The organism is Pseudoalteromonas sp. SCSIO 43201 (assembly GCF_023716725.1).
Taxonomy (GTDB): Bacteria; Pseudomonadota; Gammaproteobacteria; order Enterobacterales; family Alteromonadaceae; genus Pseudoalteromonas; species Pseudoalteromonas peptidolytica.
In genome coordinates this window covers 1,960,749-1,978,845 of sequence record NZ_CP072683.1, presented here as the reverse complement: position 1 = coordinate 1,978,845, position 18,097 = coordinate 1,960,749, and the positions used below count along the sequence as shown (strand labels likewise).

The following is an 18,097-nucleotide window of genomic DNA, read 5'->3' as shown; positions in this document are numbered from 1 at the left end:
GTGAAGCACACCCGCATAAAACGTTATATCTTACAAGCGCCGCCTTCACAGCCATCATCTTCTACTTCAGGTTTTAGTTCGTCCTGAGCATCTGACGCACCATCACGGGTGTTATGGTAGTAAAGGGTTTTAACACCAAGTTTGTATGCAGTTAGTAAGTCTTTTAAAAGTAGCTTCATAGGTACTTTACCCGCTTCAAACTTACTTGGATCATAATTCGTGTTTGCAGAAATGGTCTGATCAATGAATTTCTGCATGATGCCTACTAATGTCAAGTAGCCATCGTTTGAAGGAATATCCCACAGTAACTCGTAACTGTCTTTCAGTCTTTCATATTCAGGTACTACTTGCTTCAAGATACCATCTTTACTTGCTTTCACGCTGATGTGACCGCGTGGTGGCTCGATACCATTGGTAGCGTTTGAAATCTGAGACGAAGTTTCAGAAGGCATTAAAGCAGACAATGTAGAGTTACGCATACCATGCTTTTTGATGCTTTCTCTGAGCGCGTCCCAGTCAAGGTGCAATGGCTCAGCGCAAACTTTGTCTAGATCTCGTTTGTACGTATCAGTAGGCATAATACCTTGTGAGTAAGTTGTCTCGTTGAACTTAGGACAAGCACCACGCTCTTTGGCAAGTTCATTCGAGGCTTTCATCAGATAATATTGAATTGCTTCAAATGTTTTATGGGTTAAACCATTCGCGCTACCATCAGAGTACTTCACACCATTTTTTGCTAAGTAATAAGCAAAGTTGATAACGCCGATGCCTAGAGTACGACGACCCATAGTTGCGTTGTAAGCAGCAGGTACTGGGTAATCTTGATAATCCAACAGGTTATCAAGCGCACGAACTGCCAGCTCAGCAAGCTCCTCTAATTCATCTAAAGATTTGATCGCACCTAGGTTAAATGCAGAAAGCGTGCACAGTGCAATTTCGCCTTCAGGGTCATTAACATGACTCAACGGTTTTGTTGGCAATGCAATTTCAAGACACAGGTTTGACTGACGAATTGGTGCTACTTTAGAGTCAAACGGACTGTGAGTATTACAGTGGTCAACATTCTGTAGGTAAATACGACCTGTACTTGCGCGCTCTTGTGCAAACATTGAGAAAAGCTCAATTGCTTTGATGCGCTTTTTACGAATAGATTCATCCTGCTCGTATTTTGTATAAAGCGCTTCGAATTCTTGCTGATCTTCAAAGAAAGCATCGTAGAGCCCAGGTACGTCTGATGGACTAAACAGGGTAATATAGTCATCTTTAATCAGTCGGCTGTACATGGTTTTATTGAACTGCACACCGTAATCTAAATGACGGACACGGTTTTCTTCAACACCGCGGTTGTTCTTAAGTACAAGTAGGTTTTCAATCTCTAAATGCCAAAGTGGGTAGAATAGGGTAGCCGCACCACCACGTACACCGCCTTGAGAACAGCTTTTAACTGCAGTCTGAAAATGCTTATAAAATGGAATACATCCTGTGTGGTATGCTTCACCATTTCTAATTGGGCTACCTAGCGCTCGGATACGTCCTGCATTGATACCAATACCTGCTCGTTGGCTTACGTACTTTACTATTGCAGATGAAGTAGCGTTAATTGAATCTAAGCTGTCAGCACATTCAATTAATACGCATGAACTAAACTGGCGTGTAGGCGTACGAACACCAGCCATAATAGGCGTTGGTAGTGAAATTTTGAACGTAGAGACGGCATCATAAAAGCGCTTGATGTAATCTAAGCGTGTTTCTTTTGGATAATTTGCGAATAAGCTTGCAGCAACTAACACATACAAAAACTGTGCGCTTTCGTAGATTTCACCTGTAACACGGTTTTGTACGAGGTACTTACCTTCCAGCTGCTTAACGGCCGCATAGCTGAAATTCATGTCGCGATTATGGTCAATATAATCGTTTAATTCGTTGAACTCAGCCTCAGTGTAATCAGTCAACAAGTGTTGATCATATCGTTTGTCTTCAACAAGCTTTACCACATGCTGATATAGGTGAGGCGGCTCAAAGCATCCATATGCTTTTTTGCGTAGGTGAAAAATAGCAAGTCGAGCTGCAAGGTATTGGTAGTCCGGAGATTCTTTTGAAATAAGATCCGCTGCAGCCTTTATAATCGTTTCGTGGATATCACCAGTGCGAATACCGTCATAAAACTGAATGTGTGACTTTAACTCAACCTGAGAAACTGAGACGTTATCTAGGCCTTCTGCGGCCCATGTAATGACACGATGGATCTTGTCTAGATCTAACGGCTCTTTGCGACCGTTTCTTTTGCATACAGATAGCTGTTGGTTCATGTTATGTGCCTGTATTCCTTAGGAACGCGCTTTAGATATCGCACGAATTAAAAATTGTTTAGCAAACCACCACTATATATGGTGCTATAGCGGCTAGGGATCACAAGATAGTGGGGTTAGTGCGAATTTGCAAGAGAACAACTTTAGGAGAATTGTGGATAAGTTTGGGATAATTTATTTATGTTAGTGCCCACTCACCTTCGACAATCCGCTTATCTGCTCACAAAGAAAAATCAACTTAAAGATGGTGCTTTTTAGTAAAAATAAAAAAAAAGTTTAAGTGATTTTTTTCTACACAAATTCGTTTCTATAATCGTTAAAGCACAATATCTTGTGCTTTGAAAAAATTATAGCACTAGATATGCGATATTGCATCCAACGGGTTAGTAAGATATAGATCCGCATTCCAAGACTTAGCAACTTGTTCAGAAGGGATGAATCCCCACATCGCAACAGCACTTTTCATTTTTGCAGATTTTGCAGCAATAATGTCACGCTCTGCATCACCTACATACATACATTGACTGGGATCAACCCCCAATTTTGAGGCAACCAATAAGAGCGGCTCTGGGTGTGGTTTTGCGACTGAAAGCGTATCGCCACAAACCACAATATCTATCATTGCCAGTTCTGGTATTTGCTTTAATAACGGTAGCGTCAAAAACTCAGGTTTATTGGTCATGATCCCTACCTTTATGTTTTGCTTTCGAAGGCTATCCAATAACGCCCCAATATTTGCAAAACAATGAGAGTGTTTGGCAAGGTTATCCGCATAATAGTCGAGTACAGATTGGCGTAGTTGATTAACATCAAATTGATGCAAGGTGTCGCCAAACCCCACTTTTAGCATTGCCGCGACCCCGTCAGATATGGCACTGCTGTAAATGGCTTTTTCAACCACAGCCATATTATTCATTGCTAAAACGTGATTTAGCGCAGCACCCAAGTCTTCACTCGTGTCGAGCAGTGTGCCATCTAGGTCAAATAAAACAGCGTTAATCATACTAGCTTCTCAAAATGAAGTACGTAGTTGACGGAAACGTCTTTAGTTAAAGTGAATGTCTGTCCAATCGGATTGTAGTGAATACCGCTTGCTGCTCTTACTTTTAAGCCATAACTCTCGGCCCAATTTATTAAAGTAGAAGGACGAATAAATTTGTCATGTTCGTGAGTGCCTTCTGGCACAATCTTCAGTAACTTTTCAGCGGCAACAATAGCTAGCAAATAAGCTTTAGTGGTTTTGTTTAAGGTAGAAAAGAACGCATGTCCACCAGGTTTCACTAATTTTGCAACTGCGCGGATGATAGACTCTGGATCGGGTACGTGTTCAAGCATCTCCATACAGGTAACTACATCAAATGTACCAGCACGCTGCTGGGCAAAATCTTCAACTGGCACTTTTTGGTAGTTCACCTGAATATTGGCTTCTAGTGCGTGTAGTTTGGCAACATTTAGTGGCTCTTGACCCATATCAATACCAGTTGCATGTGCCCCCATCTTCGCCATACTTTCCGTTAGTATTCCGCCACCGCAGCCAACATCTAGTACATCTTTAGCAAATAAACCGCCACATTTATCGTTAATAAAGTCTAATCGCAAGGGGTTAACATTATGAAGCGGCTTAAATTCTCCTTCTTTGTCCCACCAGCGTTCGGCGATTTCTTCAAATTTTGCTATTTCATTAGGGTCTACATTTTGATGTTCGGTCATAAAAAACTTCCTCGTCGAATTGAGCGCATTATAAAAGGGATTTGATAAAAATAGCACCTGTAAAACGCTAAAAAGTGTGATAGCATGGCTAACGAATTTTATAATAAACAACACCCTTGCTGATACGCTGAAGCAATTCGGTTTTTAATAAGTGCTTTGATTTTGCATTTCAATTAACAAGCCATTTGATATTCAGCAAACAGCGCTACACACGTAATAGTGTGACATAAAAGGGGTGGACACTGAAGGAAAGTGGAGTCAAATGTCTGATCTCGCCAATGAAATCCTGCCAGTCAATATCGAAGATGAATTAAAAAATTCATATCTAGATTATGCGATGAGCGTTATTGTAGGCCGTGCATTACCTGATGTACGTGATGGCCTAAAACCAGTTCACCGCCGTGTATTATTCGCGATGAATGAATTGAAAAATGACTGGAATAAACCTTATAAGAAATCAGCTCGTGTAGTTGGTGATGTAATCGGTAAATATCACCCGCACGGTGATAGTGCTGTGTACGATACAATTGTACGTATGGCTCAACCTTTCTCTCTGCGCTATATGCTAGTAGATGGACAAGGTAACTTTGGTTCTGTTGATGGTGACTCTGCTGCTGCAATGCGCTATACGGAAGTTCGTATGGCGAAAGTTGCACATGAGTTACTTGCAGATCTTGAAAAAGAAACCGTGGATTATGTGCCAAACTATGATGGTACAGAACAAATACCTGATGTTTTACCAACAAAAATACCCAACCTATTGGTTAACGGTTCTTCTGGTATCGCAGTTGGTATGGCAACCAATATTCCACCTCATAATTTAACTGAGGTGATCAATGGCTGTTTGGCTGTTATCCAAAACCCAGACATTACCATTGAAGAATTGATTGACTATATACCAGGTCCAGATTTCCCAACTGCTGCTATTATCAGTGGTAAAAAAGGCATCGAACAAGCTTATAAAACAGGTCGTGGTAAGATTTATATCCGCGCCAAAGCGGAAATCGAAGTCGATGAAAAAACAAACAAAGAAACTATCATCGTCCACGAAATTCCGTATCAAGTAAACAAAGCGAGATTAATAGAGAAGATCGCTGAGCTTGTAAAAGACAAAAAAGTAGAAGGGATCAGTGCGCTGCGCGACGAGTCAGATAAAGACGGTATGCGTATTGTTATTGAAATTAAGCGCGGTGAAGTCGGTGAGGTTGTACTAAACAACTTATATGCACAAACGCAGTTACAAACCGTGTTTGGTATCAATATGGTTGCGCTAGACAACAACCAGCCTAAATGTTTTAACCTCAAAGAAATGCTCGATGCGTTTATTATTCACCGTCGTGAAGTAGTAACTCGTCGTACTGTATTTGATCTTCGTAAGGCCAGAGACAGAGCACACACGCTTGAAGGTTTAGCAATTGCACTTGCAAACATTGACCCAATTATTGAGCTGATCCGTCGCTCACCAACACCAGCTGAGGCGAAAGCAGCATTAACGGCGCGTGGGTGGGACCTCGGTAACGTGAAAGCAATGCTTGAGCGCACTGGAGAAGAGAATGTTGCACGTCCAGATTGGTTAGCTGAAGAGCTAGGGATCCGCGATGGTCAATATTACTTGTCTGAACAACAGGCGCAAGCCATTCTTGACTTAAGGCTACACAAGCTAACCGGTCTTGAACATGAGAAAATTTTAGCTGAGTATAAAGAGCTACTCGACATCATTGCTGAACTTCTGTACATCCTATCTTCTCCAGAACGCTTGATGGAAGTTATCCGCGATGAACTAGTTGAAATCAAAGATACGTATGGTGATGAGCGTCGCACAGAGATCACCGCGGCTGCACATGACATCAGCCTTGAAGATTTGATCAACGAAGAAGACGTCGTGGTTACACTTTCTCACGAAGGCTACGTGAAGTACCAGCCTCTTAGTGATTACGAGGCACAGCGCCGTGGTGGTAAAGGGCGCTCTGCAACTAAGATGAAGGATGAAGACTTCATCGAGCGTCTACTGGTGGCAAATACACATGATACAATCTTGTGTTTCTCAACCGCTGGCCGTTTATATTGGTTAAAAGTTTACCAATTGCCACTTGCGTCTCGTGCTGCGCGCGGCAAACCAATCGTCAACTTATTACCATTAGAAGCCGATGAACGCATCACGACAATTTTACCGGTTCGCGAATACGAAGAGGATAAGTTTATCGTCATGGCGACGGCAAGTGGTATCGTTAAGAAAACACCTCTGACAGCATACAGCCGTCAGCGTGCAAGTGGTATTATTGCCATCAACTTGAACGAAGGCGATAGCCTTATCGGTGCTAACATTACCACAGGCGAAAATGACATCATGCTGTTTACAGAGCATGGTAAAGTTGTCCGCTTCAATGAGAAACAACGTGACTCGGAAACGGGTGAAGTGAAACGTGACCCTGAAACAGGTGAAGAGTTGCTAGCCTTACGTCCTATGGGTCGTACCGCTACAGGTGTTCGTGGTATCAAGATGCCAGACGATGTGAAAGTTGTATCGCTAATTGTACCGCAAGGAGAGGGTGCAATCTTGACCGTGACTGAAAACGGTTACGGTAAGCGTACTCCACTTGAAGAGTATCCAGCGAAGAGTCGCGCGACACAAGGTGTTGTGTCTATCAAAGTGACTGAAAGAAATGGTTCGGTGGTTGGCGCTGTTCAAGTTGATGATAACGATGAAATCATGTTGATTTCAAATCGTGGCACACTAGTAAGAACACGTGTAAACGAAGTATCGACGGTAGGAAGAAACACTCAAGGTGTTATCCTAATTCGTACGATGGAAGAAGAAAAAGTGGTCGGTCTTCAACGGATTGAAGAAATTGAAGTAGAAGACTTGCCAGAAGGTGAAATTGTTGAAGCTGAAGGTGAAGCAACCCCAGCGGTTGATTCGGACACCGAGGAATAACACAACCTTATCTTTAATATAAAAAGCGACTTCGGTCGCTTTTTTTCTTTATGTCAGTTTTTTCAATCTCCCCCTCTATGACAATAGCTCGAACCCTGATAAATTAAGGCTACGAACTATCCGGCTTTTGCTTGGGCAACTCACTGTTCATTCAAAAAATATGATAACAATTCATCGATAATTTGGATGGGCTAGTTTATTAGGAATGAGGAAAAATATGACGGTTTATAATTTTTGCGCGGGTCCTGCGATGTTACCTGTTGAAGTGATGAAAAAAGCGCAAAAAGAGTTTTTAGATTGGCAAAATTTAGGCGTATCAGTGATGGAAGTCAGCCATCGCTCTGCGCCTTATTTGGAGATGGCGAAGCAGTGCGAGGCCAGCCTACGTCGTTTAATGAACATCTCTGATGAGTTTGAAGTGTTATTTATGCACGGTGGCGGCCGTGGTCACTTTTCAGCAGTACCATTGAATTTGCATGTGGATGGTTTGCCTGGCGTGTATGTTGAAAATGGTATTTGGTCAACCGGCGCGACAAAAGAGGGCGCGAAGTTTACTCAAACACACGCAGTTAATATCCGAGCCGACGAAAATGGTCAGTTTGACATTTTGCCTGTATCTAAGTGGAAATTACCGGAGGAAGCGTCATTTATTCATTATTGCCCAAATGAAACTATAGACGGCATCGAAATATTTGAAGTACCTAAGCATCCTACAGCACCAATTGTTGCTGATATGTCCTCCAACATCCTTTCACGCGAAATCAATGTGGATGATTTTGATTTGATTTACGCAGGTGCGCAGAAAAACATTGGCCCTTCAGGATTAAGTATTGCAATTGTTCGTAAAACATTACTAAAACGAGAGGGCTTGCCTAGGCCTGCGATTCTTGACTACGCTATTGAAGCTGAACAGCAAAGTATGTACAACACACCCCCTACATTTGCTTGGTATCTTGCCTTTGAAGTATTCAAGCACTTAGAAAGTATCGGTGGCGTGAAAGCAATGGAAGCGCATAATACAGCGAAAGCTGCTGTACTTTACGATTACATTGATAGCTCAGATTTCTACTCAAACAAAGTGGCTAAACATTGCCGTTCGCTAATGAATGTACCATTTTGGCTAAATGATGAAAGTCTCAACGACAAATTTTTAGCTGAAGCTGAGCAAAACGGCTTAATAGCGCTAGAGGGCCATCGTTTTGTAGGTGGCATGCGTGCAAGTATTTATAATGCAATGCCAATTGAAGGGATTAAAGCCTTAGTTGCATTTATGGACAAGTTTGCCAAGGAGAATGGTTGATGGAACAGTTAACGCTTAAGCCTATAACCAAAGTTAGTGGCAGTGTCACGTTACCTGGTTCAAAAAGCCTATCAAACCGTATTTTGTTGCTAGCAGCTTTGTGCGAAGGCACAACAAAAGTAACAAATTTATTAGATAGTGATGATATTCGCCATATGCTAGGGGCGTTATCTCAACTTGGTGTTGCTGTAACGCTTGAAGAAAACAACACTGTCGCGATAGTAAAGGGTAACGGTGGCAACTTTTCTACGCCTACTGCCCCTCTATTTTTAGGCAATGCTGGTACGGCGTATCGGCCATTAACTGCTGTGCTTGCTGCTATATCTGGTGATTATGAACTGATTGGTGAGCCGCGAATGGAAGAGCGCCCAATTGGCCATCTTGTTGATGCCATGCAAACGCTTGGTGCAGATATTCAATATCTCAAAAACAAAGATTATCCACCGCTAAAGATTGTCGGTAAGCAACTTAGCGGTGGTGAAGTTGAAATTGATGGCAGTATTTCAAGTCAATTTCTAACAGCACTGCTGATGGCAGCGCCACTTTTCAGTGGCGATACTAAGATCAGGATTAAAGGTGAACTTGTATCTAAGCCTTATATTGATATTACCATTGGCGTGATGGCTCACTTTGGGGTTCATGTAGAAAACCACGATTATCAGTACTTTGTTGTGAAGGCCGGTCAGCAGTATCGGTCTCCAGGTACACTCATGGTTGAAGGAGATGCGTCGTCGGCGTCCTATTTTATTGCTGCAGCAGCCATTGCAGGGGGGGAAATTGAGATCAATGGAGTGGGTAAACAAAGTGTGCAAGGGGACATTGGTTTTGCCAAAGTGATGGAACAGGTTGGTGCGCATATCGAGTGGTATGATGAACGTATTGTGGTTCGTAAAGGCCAGTTAAATGGTGTAGACATTGATGCCAATGCAATCCCTGATGCGGCAATGACACTTGCAACGGTAGCGTTATTTGCCAGTGGTAAAACGGCGATTCGAAATATTTACAACTGGCGTGTCAAAGAAACTGATAGGTTGGCTGCAATGGCGACTGAACTAAAAAAGGTTGGTGCGCACGTAGTTGAAGGGCATGATTATATCGAAGTGACTCCTCCTGTTAATTTTAACTTTACAGATGTGGACACATATAACGATCATCGTATCGCGATGTGTTTCTCTATGGTTGCGGTAGGAGGGCAATCTATCACTATTAACGACCCTAAATGTACAGCCAAGACTTTTCCCACTTATTTTTCAGTACTAGAAAGTATTAGCCAGTACTGAGATCTACCTTGATGCCGAGTCTCTTCGGCATCAACTTTCAGTTTACCTCAGCTAAAAAGTAACTTGTTCTAACAATTATTTGTATAAATTTGATGGTTGGTTTTATGCCAAAAGCTTATGTCTTACGGTATTTAATGGCACTAATAATTTGACATATAACAAAAAATGACAGGTAAATAAGGATATATTCAGCAAATTGACGTATACTGTGCGCCGTCAAATTCAGGTGAGCATTTTTAGGAGGTCTAAATGCAGGCAGCTATGCCAGTTATCACCGTAGACGGCCCAAGTGGTTCAGGCAAAGGAACTGTTTGTCGCTTGTTAGCTGAAACATTAAATTGGGAAGTGTTGGACAGTGGTGCGATTTATCGCGTACTTTCTTTGGCTGCACTACACCACCAAATTGCTACAGACAACGAAGAGGGGTTAGTCCCACTCGCTGCCAATTTGGATGTACAATTTTCAATAGATAAAGAAACTAAAAAAAGCAAAATTGTACTTGAAGGTGAAGACGTCACAAACACCATTCGCAATGAAGAAGTTGGTGCGGCAGCATCAAAAATTGCGGCACTTCCTCGCGTGAGAGAAGCTTTACTGCGTCGTCAACGTGCTTTTAGAAGCGAAGTAGGTTTGATAGCAGATGGACGTGATATGGGAACGGTAGTGTTCCCTGACGCAGAGCTCAAAATTTATTTAACGGCAAGCGCAGAAGAACGTGCTCGTAGACGATTTGTTGAGTTGAATGAAAAAGGCCATGATGTTACACTAAGTGGTCTGTTGGAAGACATTAAAGCTCGCGATGATCGCGATATGAATCGCAAGGTTGCCCCATTAGTGCCTGCCAGTGATGCTATTGTTGTTGACACAACAGAGCATAACGCTGAGCAAGTGTTCGAACAGGTTATGTCTTTTATCCAAGACGCCATTGTGGCAGGTAAGCTTCCTAAAAGTTGCTTGCCGAAGTAGTTTTTTAATGACACAGGCAGGAAGCTAGTGTTTATTTAACAACCCCATGCAGCATGGTTGCTAATTGGTAATTTAACTTTATAGAGACGTATTTAGTATGTCAGAAAATTTTGCGCAGTTATTTGAAGAAAGCCTACAGGGTTTTGAAGTTGAGCAAGGCTCAATCGTTAAAGGTACAGTAATCGCTATCGAGAACAACGTTGTTCTTGTTGACGCTGGCCTTAAGTCTGAAAGTGCAATCCCTGCAGAGCAATTCAAAAATGCTGCTGGTGAACTAGAAGTTGCAGTAGGCGACGAAGTAGACGTAGCACTAGATGCAATCGAAGACGGTTTCGGTGAGACTATCCTTTCTCGTGAAAAAGCTAAGCGTCACGAAGCTTGGATCCGTCTTGAGAAAGCTTGTGAAGAGCAAGAGACTGTTACTGGTGTTATCAACGGTAAAGTTAAAGGCGGTTTCACAGTTGAAGTTGATTCAATCCGTGCATTCCTACCTGGTTCACTTGTTGATGTACGTCCAGTTCGCGACACCGCTCACCTTGAAGGTAAAGAGCTAGAGTTCAAAGTAATCAAGCTAGACCAAAAACGCAACAACGTTGTTGTTTCACGTCGTGCTGTTATCGAGTCTGAAAACTCTCAAGAGCGTGAAGAACTACTTCAAAACCTTGTTGAAGGTCAAGAAGTTAAAGGTATCGTTAAGAACCTTACTGACTACGGTGCATTCGTAGACTTAGGTGGTGTTGACGGTCTTCTACACATCACTGACATGGCTTGGAAGCGTGTTAAGCACCCTTCAGAGATCGTGAACGTAGGTGACGAAATCAACGTTAAAGTACTTAAGTTCGACAAAGAGAAGACTCGTGTTTCTCTAGGTCTTAAGCAACTTGGCGAAGATCCATGGGCTGCTATCGCTGGTCGTTACCCAGAAGGTGCAAAGCTTACTGGTCGCGTAACTAACCTAACTGACTACGGCTGTTTCGTTGAAATCGAAGAAGGCGTTGAAGGTCTAGTACACGTTTCAGAAATGGACTGGACTAACAAGAACATCCACCCTTCAAAAGTAGTTTCACTAGGTGATACTGTTGAAGTTATGGTTCTTGAAATTGACGAAGAGCGTCGTCGTATTTCTCTAGGTCTTAAGCAGTGTAAAGCTAACCCTTGGCAAGAATTTGCTCGTCTTAACAATAAAGGCGACCAAGTTTCTGGTAAGATCAAGTCAATCACTGACTTTGGTATCTTCATCGGTCTTGACGGTGGTATTGACGGTCTTGTACACCTATCTGACATCTCTTGGAATACTCCAGGCGAAGAAGCTGTACGTGAGTACAAGAAAGGTGACGAAATCACAGCTATCGTTCTACAAGTTGACCCAGAGCGTGAGCGTATCTCTCTAGGCGTTAAGCAAATCGATGCTGATCCATTCACTAACTACCTAGACGCCAACAAAAAAGGTGCTATTGTTAAAGGTAAAGTGACTGAAGTTGACGCTAAAGGCGCAACTGTAGAGCTAGGTGAAGGCGTTGAAGGTTACATCCGTGTTGCTGACATCGCACAGGAGCGTGTTGAAGACGCAACTGCTGCTGTTTCTGAAGGTGACGAAATCGAAGCTAAATTTGTAGGTGTTGATCGTAAGAATCGTACTATCAGCCTATCAGTTAAAGCTATCTTCGAAGCTGAAGAAAAAGAAGCTCTAGAGAAGCTTAAGAAAGAAGAGCCTGCGTTCGAAAACGCAATGGCTGCAGCTTTCAAAAATGCTCAAAAAGACTAATTAATAAGTCTTTACACTAGGAAGGGCGCTTAGCCCTTCCTTATACCCTTAAAGGAAACATTATGACAAAGTCTGAATTGATAGAACAACTTGCACTGCAGCACGCTCATGTTCCTGTTAAAGATGTAGAAAATGCGGTAAAAGAAATCCTTGAACAAATGGCTGGCTCATTATCAGACTCGGAACGCATAGAGATCCGCGGTTTTGGTAGTTTCTCGCTTCATTTCCGTTCACCTCGTACTGGTCGTAATCCTAAGACTGGCGAAACAGTTGAATTAGACGGTAAATATGTCCCGCACTTTAAGCCAGGCAAAGAACTGCGCGATAGAGTAAACGAAAGCTTAAATAATTAAGTCTAACGGAGCAAAACTTGGTTGCAGTATTGAAAAAGGGATTAGCTGTTGTTGCCATACTGATTGCATTTTTAGTTGGAACACAAAATCCACAAGTAGTTGGTGTCAATTTTGTAATTGCAAGTGCAGAGTTACCACTCGCAACCTTAATGAGCATTTGTTTAGCGTTTGGAATAATGATTGGCTTATTGGTAACCGCACCGGTTTTATCTAAGCTTAAATGGCAGAACCATCGCCTAAAAAAAAGTAATAGTAAGCTTAGCCAAGCAACCGAACGCTAGTCATGATCGAGCTGCTGTTTTTATTACTACCTGTGGCCGCTGCATACGGTTATGTTATGGGTAAAAATAGTGCTAAAAATCAAGCACTAGAACAAAGCAGGCAGATCACCTCAGAATATAGTAAAGGCCTGAAGTTCCTATTAGATAGAGAGGAAGATCAAGGTCTTGAACATCTTACCAAACTTTTAGAAGTCTCTGCAGATTCAGTAGATCATTATCTTACCCTTGCATCTTTATTTAGGAAGCGAGGAGAGCTAGATAGAGCAATCAAAATTCATGAACTGTTACTTAAACAGCCAAATCTTGATGAAGAAGTTGTTAAATCATGCCGTTTAGAACTTGCTCAAGATTACATATTGGCAGGTTTATTAGATAGTGCCGAGGAGCACTTAGTTATTCTAGTAAAATTGGGTTTTAAAGAGGCGCTTGATCCGATTTTAAACCTCTACTCTCAAACTAGAGACTGGCGTAAAGGAATGCATATGTATGAGGCGCATTCTGAGTTATTCAAAAAAAATTCCCATTGTGCAACGATTGCAAATTTTTACTGTGAAGCTGCCGTTCTCGAAAATAATCCAAGCTTATTTGAAAAGGCGACCTCTCTAGCCCATGAAACGGTTAGACCTCTTTATGAAATGGGAAAAGATGCGTATAAACACGATGACTATGTTAAGTGTATATATTATTGGCGTAAACTTGTAAGTCAGTTTGTATTTATGGCTCCTCTAGTGTTAGAAGAGCTTGAATCTTGTTATGTTAAATTAAACATTCACGAACAGTTCTTTGAGTTGATATCTGAGTTATTAGAGAAAGGTGGGGTATTGATTAGAATAAAGTTTTGCCAAGGTATGGTAAGACAAGGGAAAATCTCAGAGGCCGTAGAGTTTCTAACTGATAGTTTAAAGCGTGAACCATCAATTAGAGGCTTTAGTTATTTGCTACAACTTTTAAGTGGTAAAGATGCTAAAATTGATCACGTATTGCAAGAAATTGATAAACTGGTTAAGTCTTATATTGCGACTAAACCAAATTATCAATGTGGTCATTGTGGGTTTACAAGCCATACGATGTATTGGTTATGTCCCTCATGTAAACACTGGGAGTCTCTTGCTCCAAGCCGTGGATTAGACGGTTATTAAATTTTTGATTTGGCCAAATAGGGTAACTATGTCGACACAAGATTTTAAAAAGGTTTTGATTGCGCTTGATTATAATAATGAAGACGCTGCATTATCATTTGTTTCTCAACTTTCACCTGACGAATGCCGATTGAAAGTGGGTAAAGAAATGTTTACCTATTTTGGCCCACAGTTTGTAAAAAAACTTGTAGACATGGACTTTGATGTATTCTTGGACCTAAAGTTTCACGATATTCCCAATACAGTCGCAAAAGCAGTAGCAGCTGCTGCTGAGCTAGGGGTATGGATGGTGAATGTTCATGCAAGTGGTGGTCATGAAATGATGTCGAAGGCGAAAGAAGCCTTAACAGTTTACGGTGATAAAGCACCGCTACTTATTGCCGTTACAGTCTTAACCAGTATGGATCAGGGTCAATTGCTTAAACTTGGAATTGAAAAGACTCCGCAAGAGCAAGTGCTGTATTTAGCAAAACTTGCAAAGGAGTCAGGTCTTGATGGAGTCGTTTGTTCTGCACAAGAGGCAGAATTGTTGAAACGCGAACTTGGTGAAGAGTTTAAGCTTATTACACCAGGGATCCGACCAGCAGGAACTGATGCTGGCGATCAAAAGCGAATTATGACACCACAAAAAGCTGTGCAAGCTGGTAGTGACTATCTTGTTATCGGTCGTCCTATCACACAAGCTAAAGATCCTGCAGCAGCACTAAAAGCGGTTAACGATAGTATTGTAGCCTCATAAAAAAATACTGTTATATAACGAAGAAAAAGCCAACGCTCCATGAGCGTTGGCTTTTTTTTATTGTCCTAGTTTTAAGTCACAGCCATAAGCATAGTAATAATCTTCTGAGAGATATTGTGCATATACTCTCGTCTTATTATTTTTATTGATGTACCAGTCACCCATAAAGGTATAATTTGGATCTTCGCTTGTCTTAAAGATGAACTTCTCTAATTTATGAGCATCGGTAGCGCCAATCTTCAAAGTTAAAATATTTTTCTTAACTTTATAATTGCCTCTAGCAATAAAGTCTGCACCCCTATCAATCTCTGTTTGTTCTGTCGCCCTAGCTATAACTAAGTTTTTATTTGTTCTGACACAAATATCATAAAGAGGGGATCTAAACCCATATTGCTCATATTCAACGTGTAATACGCCTTTTGTTATTTCAGTACTAGAATATGGGAACGTTGAGCTACCAGTTGAATCGCCAGTACCAAATGAATCACCAGTACCAAATGAATCACCAGTACCAAATGAATCGCCAGTACCAAATGAATCGCCCGTACCAAATGAATCACCAGTACCAAATGAATCACCAGTACCAAATGAATCACCAGTACCAAATGAGTCGCCTGCACCAAATGAGTCGCCTGCACCAAATGAGTCGCCTGCACCAAATGAGTCGCCTGCACCAAATGAGTCACCTGTACCAAATGAGTCGCCTGTGCTAAATATATCGGCGCTATATTCAGAACCTACTTGATATGCAGCGCTATGCTGCGCGGTTTCTCTGATATTGTCTGCAGCAGAGGCCACTGATTGAGTTGTGTTTACTAATATGACTGAGAGAGGTAGAACTGCAAAGATGTTGAATTTCATTATCTATCCTTATTTAAATTTATAATTTCTAACTTTATTTGTGTGATAGCTTTTACAAGCTGTTCCTTTATTTCTCTTATATATATATCCTCACTATTTTTTGATATGTGATTTGTGTGGTTTTGTATTGAAAACAAAATATATTTAAGACTTCCTGATAGAAGGATCATTGCTGCTCTATCATAGGTATTTTCCTCTAACTCTCTGATAGTTTTTGAAAGTCCGTTAACAACCTCCCCATAGCTAAAAGAAGATAATATTTTCCTATTTAGGCTGTTAATAACCTCAACTATAGATGAGACATTTTTATTTATAGCTTTACGAGTTGAATTGACAGTTTTAAATGTAGATATTGTATGTAAAAGGTATTCATTATTGTATTCAGCGACGTCACATGGAAACTTCTGAGTAGGTAACGTACCATCTATTTTTGCACCATTGCTTATATTATAAATTTTTACCTTTGGGTTTACTCTAAACAATGATTCTAATGATTTCTTTGACTCATTAAATATTCTTGTCGTAAGTACTTTATCGGTATTATTTCCTTTTACATAAAAGCTACCTTTAAATTTGGATTTACTTAGGCGGTCACTTTCATTGTAGTATTGAGAATGTATACTATGATGTTCTTTTTCATCAATAAACCCGTAGTCACATCCAGACAATATAATTTTCTCAACTCCCATGTAGATTAACGCTGCGGCAGCTGCATTTGTTACCGTTGGGTTACAGTGATGCAAAAGATCAATATTATTGCTTAGCTTTATTATTTCTGATGCTGAATCGTTAGCTTTGAAAAAAACAAGTTTATTTTTAAATAAAGATAATGTTTTTGGTGAAACAGTGTTTAATGTCAGCAAAACTGTATTTTTTAATGCCGGATCACTTAGATAACGCTCTTTCAACGTGTGATTACTTTCAGTTCTTTCCATTTCTACATGTATATGCGGAGTGATATTATTTTTTAGTAAGCTAGCTAAAGAGGTACCGCAGGAAACGATTAGGCCTTTAAAGCTTTTTATATCTTGGATGACTAAGTCTAATGATGGGCCGTTTCCAACAATTAATGCTGTTGTGTTAGAAAAGCAAGAGAAGTCTGATTTTTTAAATACTCTTAAGCTATCATTATTTGCTAACGTGTGTCTTATACCTATGATTTCATCTTCAGCATATCCCCACATGCTCACAAGAGAGTTCCTCCACTCTGTGAATTTTTCATATATTTCATCAAATAGCTCGTTGTTGTAGTGTCGATACAAGCTAATGTCAGCAAGTATTCCACAATGCCGCTCGGTTAAGTACTGCTTTATCTGAAATAAAAATGATGAGTAGTTTTGACACTGTAGAACTTTTAAATTTCCTCCTCTTTTTATACATGTTTCGCGTAAAGAATTGAGATTTATATTGTTATGTGCAATAGTTTCTAGCGCTTTGTTATTTTCTATAACAATTACATCTACGTAGTTTAACTTCTCAAGTAATAGTGGTACATGGTAGCCAGCACCCAATCCCAGCACTATTAAGGTACTTCTGTTGGGGATTGAATTTGCCCTAAAGCCAAGCTTTTGTGCCACATCATAAGCTTCGTTTATAAATTTCTGATGTGAAAACTGGGTGCTATTTCTGGAAAAGCTTAAAGAAAGGTGTGTGGGTTGTTTAAAAAATAACTCGACTTGCTGATTACATGCGGTTTTTGCATCGCCGCCATAAAACTTTGTCTCAATTTGCTGTAATGCGTTTTCATCAAGGCAGGAAGATACATTGAATTTGATATTACTATCTTCAGTGAATTCCATATACATTCTATTCCGTTTAAACTTTCAGTTATGTTTTTATTTTATAATTTTATTGCTTTTATTTAAAGTATTCATATTACTATCCATAGCTGTTACCTTCCAAGCGACAGTCAAATTCATCAATTCCTGAAGAGTTGAGAAGGCTAACTTATCGACGCTTAGCCTGAAAGTTACAAACTATTTATCGAAATCTTATGGCATCAAGCTAATTAAATAAATTATATACACTCAAAGCTAGCGAATAACTCTAGCTTGCTTTTGCTACTACACAAGGTTGAAATAGAGTAAAACGATTATTCATTCAGCTGCCCCAAATTAACATTAACTCAGTTTAGTGTGCAAATGTTGTCAGTTGGATAAATTGTCCAACAGCTTATAAATCTCTGTCATACAGAGGCTCTTTTCATCATCAACTAACAGGTTTAGTAACGTCATATTTGTTGCATTTAACTGCCACAAATTTTTAGCTTCTCTGACTTTTTTACCTCGTATAGTGACATCCGCCATGCAAAATGCAATGGCTTGATATTGATAGGCAATACTAATACCAATTTGACTTAATACTTGCTCAATTTGAAGGAGTAAATCTGACGCTAACCACGTTAAAAATTTCTTATTTAGAACAACTAAATAGCAAAATTTTTGCCTCGTTATCGACAA

15 protein-coding genes are annotated in these 18,097 nt (G+C 40.5%); 9 read left to right on the top strand and 6 right to left on the bottom strand.

The genetic code is table 11. From position 1 onward, the window contains the following. Positions 1-23: 23 nt before the first annotated feature. From nrdA to ubiG, 3 genes are all read right to left on the bottom strand, one after another. Complete coding sequence (nrdA, locus tag J8Z24_RS08540) at positions 24-2,309, bottom strand: class 1a ribonucleoside-diphosphate reductase subunit alpha (protein ID WP_125253947.1); 2,286 nt, start codon at positions 2,307-2,309, stop codon at positions 24-26. A 355-nt stretch (positions 2,310-2,664) separates the two neighbouring features. Next, on the bottom strand, positions 2,665-3,312 hold the full coding sequence (locus J8Z24_RS08535; RefSeq protein ID WP_147390637.1) for an HAD family hydrolase: 648 nt from the start codon (positions 3,310-3,312) through the stop codon (positions 2,665-2,667). Next, positions 3,309-4,019, bottom strand: coding sequence for a bifunctional 2-polyprenyl-6-hydroxyphenol methylase/3-demethylubiquinol 3-O-methyltransferase UbiG (ubiG, locus tag J8Z24_RS08530; protein WP_125253915.1), 711 nt, complete (start codon positions 4,017-4,019; stop codon positions 3,309-3,311). Before ubiG ends, J8Z24_RS08535 begins: the two co-directional genes overlap by 4 nt. A 262-nt stretch (positions 4,020-4,281) precedes the next feature. Between ubiG and gyrA the strand changes: the two genes are divergently transcribed. The 9 genes from gyrA to pyrF all read left to right on the top strand — a co-directional run bounded on the left by gyrA (position 4,282) and on the right by pyrF (position 14,777). After that, a complete protein-coding gene (gene gyrA, locus J8Z24_RS08525; protein ID WP_125253916.1) occupies positions 4,282-6,954 on the top strand; it encodes a DNA gyrase subunit A in 2,673 nt (890 codons plus the stop codon). Positions 6,955-7,171: 217 nt separating this feature from the next. Continuing rightward, entirely contained in the window at positions 7,172-8,254 is a 1,083-nt protein-coding gene (gene serC / locus J8Z24_RS08520; RefSeq protein ID WP_176031763.1) for a 3-phosphoserine/phosphohydroxythreonine transaminase, read from the top strand. Next, positions 8,254-9,534: a 3-phosphoshikimate 1-carboxyvinyltransferase gene (aroA, locus tag J8Z24_RS08515; RefSeq protein ID WP_176031762.1), complete on the top strand. Its 1,281-nt coding sequence runs from the start codon at positions 8,254-8,256 to the stop codon at positions 9,532-9,534. The genes serC and aroA overlap by 1 nt, the downstream gene beginning before the upstream one ends. Before the next feature lie 249 nt (positions 9,535-9,783). Continuing rightward, entirely contained in the window at positions 9,784-10,500 is a 717-nt protein-coding gene (gene cmk, locus J8Z24_RS08510; protein ID WP_128730591.1) for a (d)CMP kinase, read from the top strand. A gap of 97 nt (positions 10,501-10,597) precedes the next feature. Continuing rightward, positions 10,598-12,265, top strand: coding sequence for a 30S ribosomal protein S1 (gene rpsA / locus J8Z24_RS08505; protein ID WP_125253920.1), 1,668 nt, complete (start codon positions 10,598-10,600; stop codon positions 12,263-12,265). A 62-nt stretch (positions 12,266-12,327) separates the two neighbouring features. Then, positions 12,328-12,618, top strand: a complete 291-nt coding sequence (ihfB, locus tag J8Z24_RS08500) for an integration host factor subunit beta (RefSeq protein ID WP_010377033.1) — start codon at positions 12,328-12,330, stop codon at positions 12,616-12,618. A 17-nt stretch (positions 12,619-12,635) separates the two neighbouring features. Beyond that, complete coding sequence (locus J8Z24_RS08495; RefSeq protein ID WP_125253921.1) at positions 12,636-12,899, top strand: lipopolysaccharide assembly protein LapA domain-containing protein; 264 nt, start codon at positions 12,636-12,638, stop codon at positions 12,897-12,899. Between the two features lie 2 nt (positions 12,900-12,901). Continuing rightward, positions 12,902-14,038, top strand: a complete 1,137-nt coding sequence (locus J8Z24_RS08490; protein WP_147390633.1) for a lipopolysaccharide assembly protein LapB — start codon at positions 12,902-12,904, stop codon at positions 14,036-14,038. A 28-nt stretch (positions 14,039-14,066) separates the two neighbouring features. Then, complete coding sequence (pyrF, locus tag J8Z24_RS08485) at positions 14,067-14,777, top strand: orotidine-5'-phosphate decarboxylase (RefSeq protein ID WP_125253923.1); 711 nt, start codon at positions 14,067-14,069, stop codon at positions 14,775-14,777. A 57-nt stretch (positions 14,778-14,834) separates the two neighbouring features. Here pyrF and J8Z24_RS08480 read toward each other — a convergent pair whose 3' ends face one another. From J8Z24_RS08480 to J8Z24_RS08470, 3 genes are all read right to left on the bottom strand, one after another. Then, positions 14,835-15,638: a hypothetical protein gene (locus J8Z24_RS08480; protein ID WP_252095614.1), complete on the bottom strand. Its 804-nt coding sequence runs from the start codon at positions 15,636-15,638 to the stop codon at positions 14,835-14,837. Continuing rightward, positions 15,638-17,437, bottom strand: a complete 1,800-nt coding sequence (locus J8Z24_RS08475; RefSeq protein WP_252095613.1) for a motility associated factor glycosyltransferase family protein — start codon at positions 17,435-17,437, stop codon at positions 15,638-15,640. The genes J8Z24_RS08480 and J8Z24_RS08475 overlap by 1 nt, the downstream gene beginning before the upstream one ends. 348 nt (positions 17,438-17,785) lie before the next feature. Then, the gene (locus J8Z24_RS08470; RefSeq protein ID WP_176031759.1) at positions 17,786-18,097 is read right to left on the bottom strand and encodes a hypothetical protein; all 312 of its coding nucleotides are present in this window, start codon (positions 18,095-18,097) and stop codon (positions 17,786-17,788) included.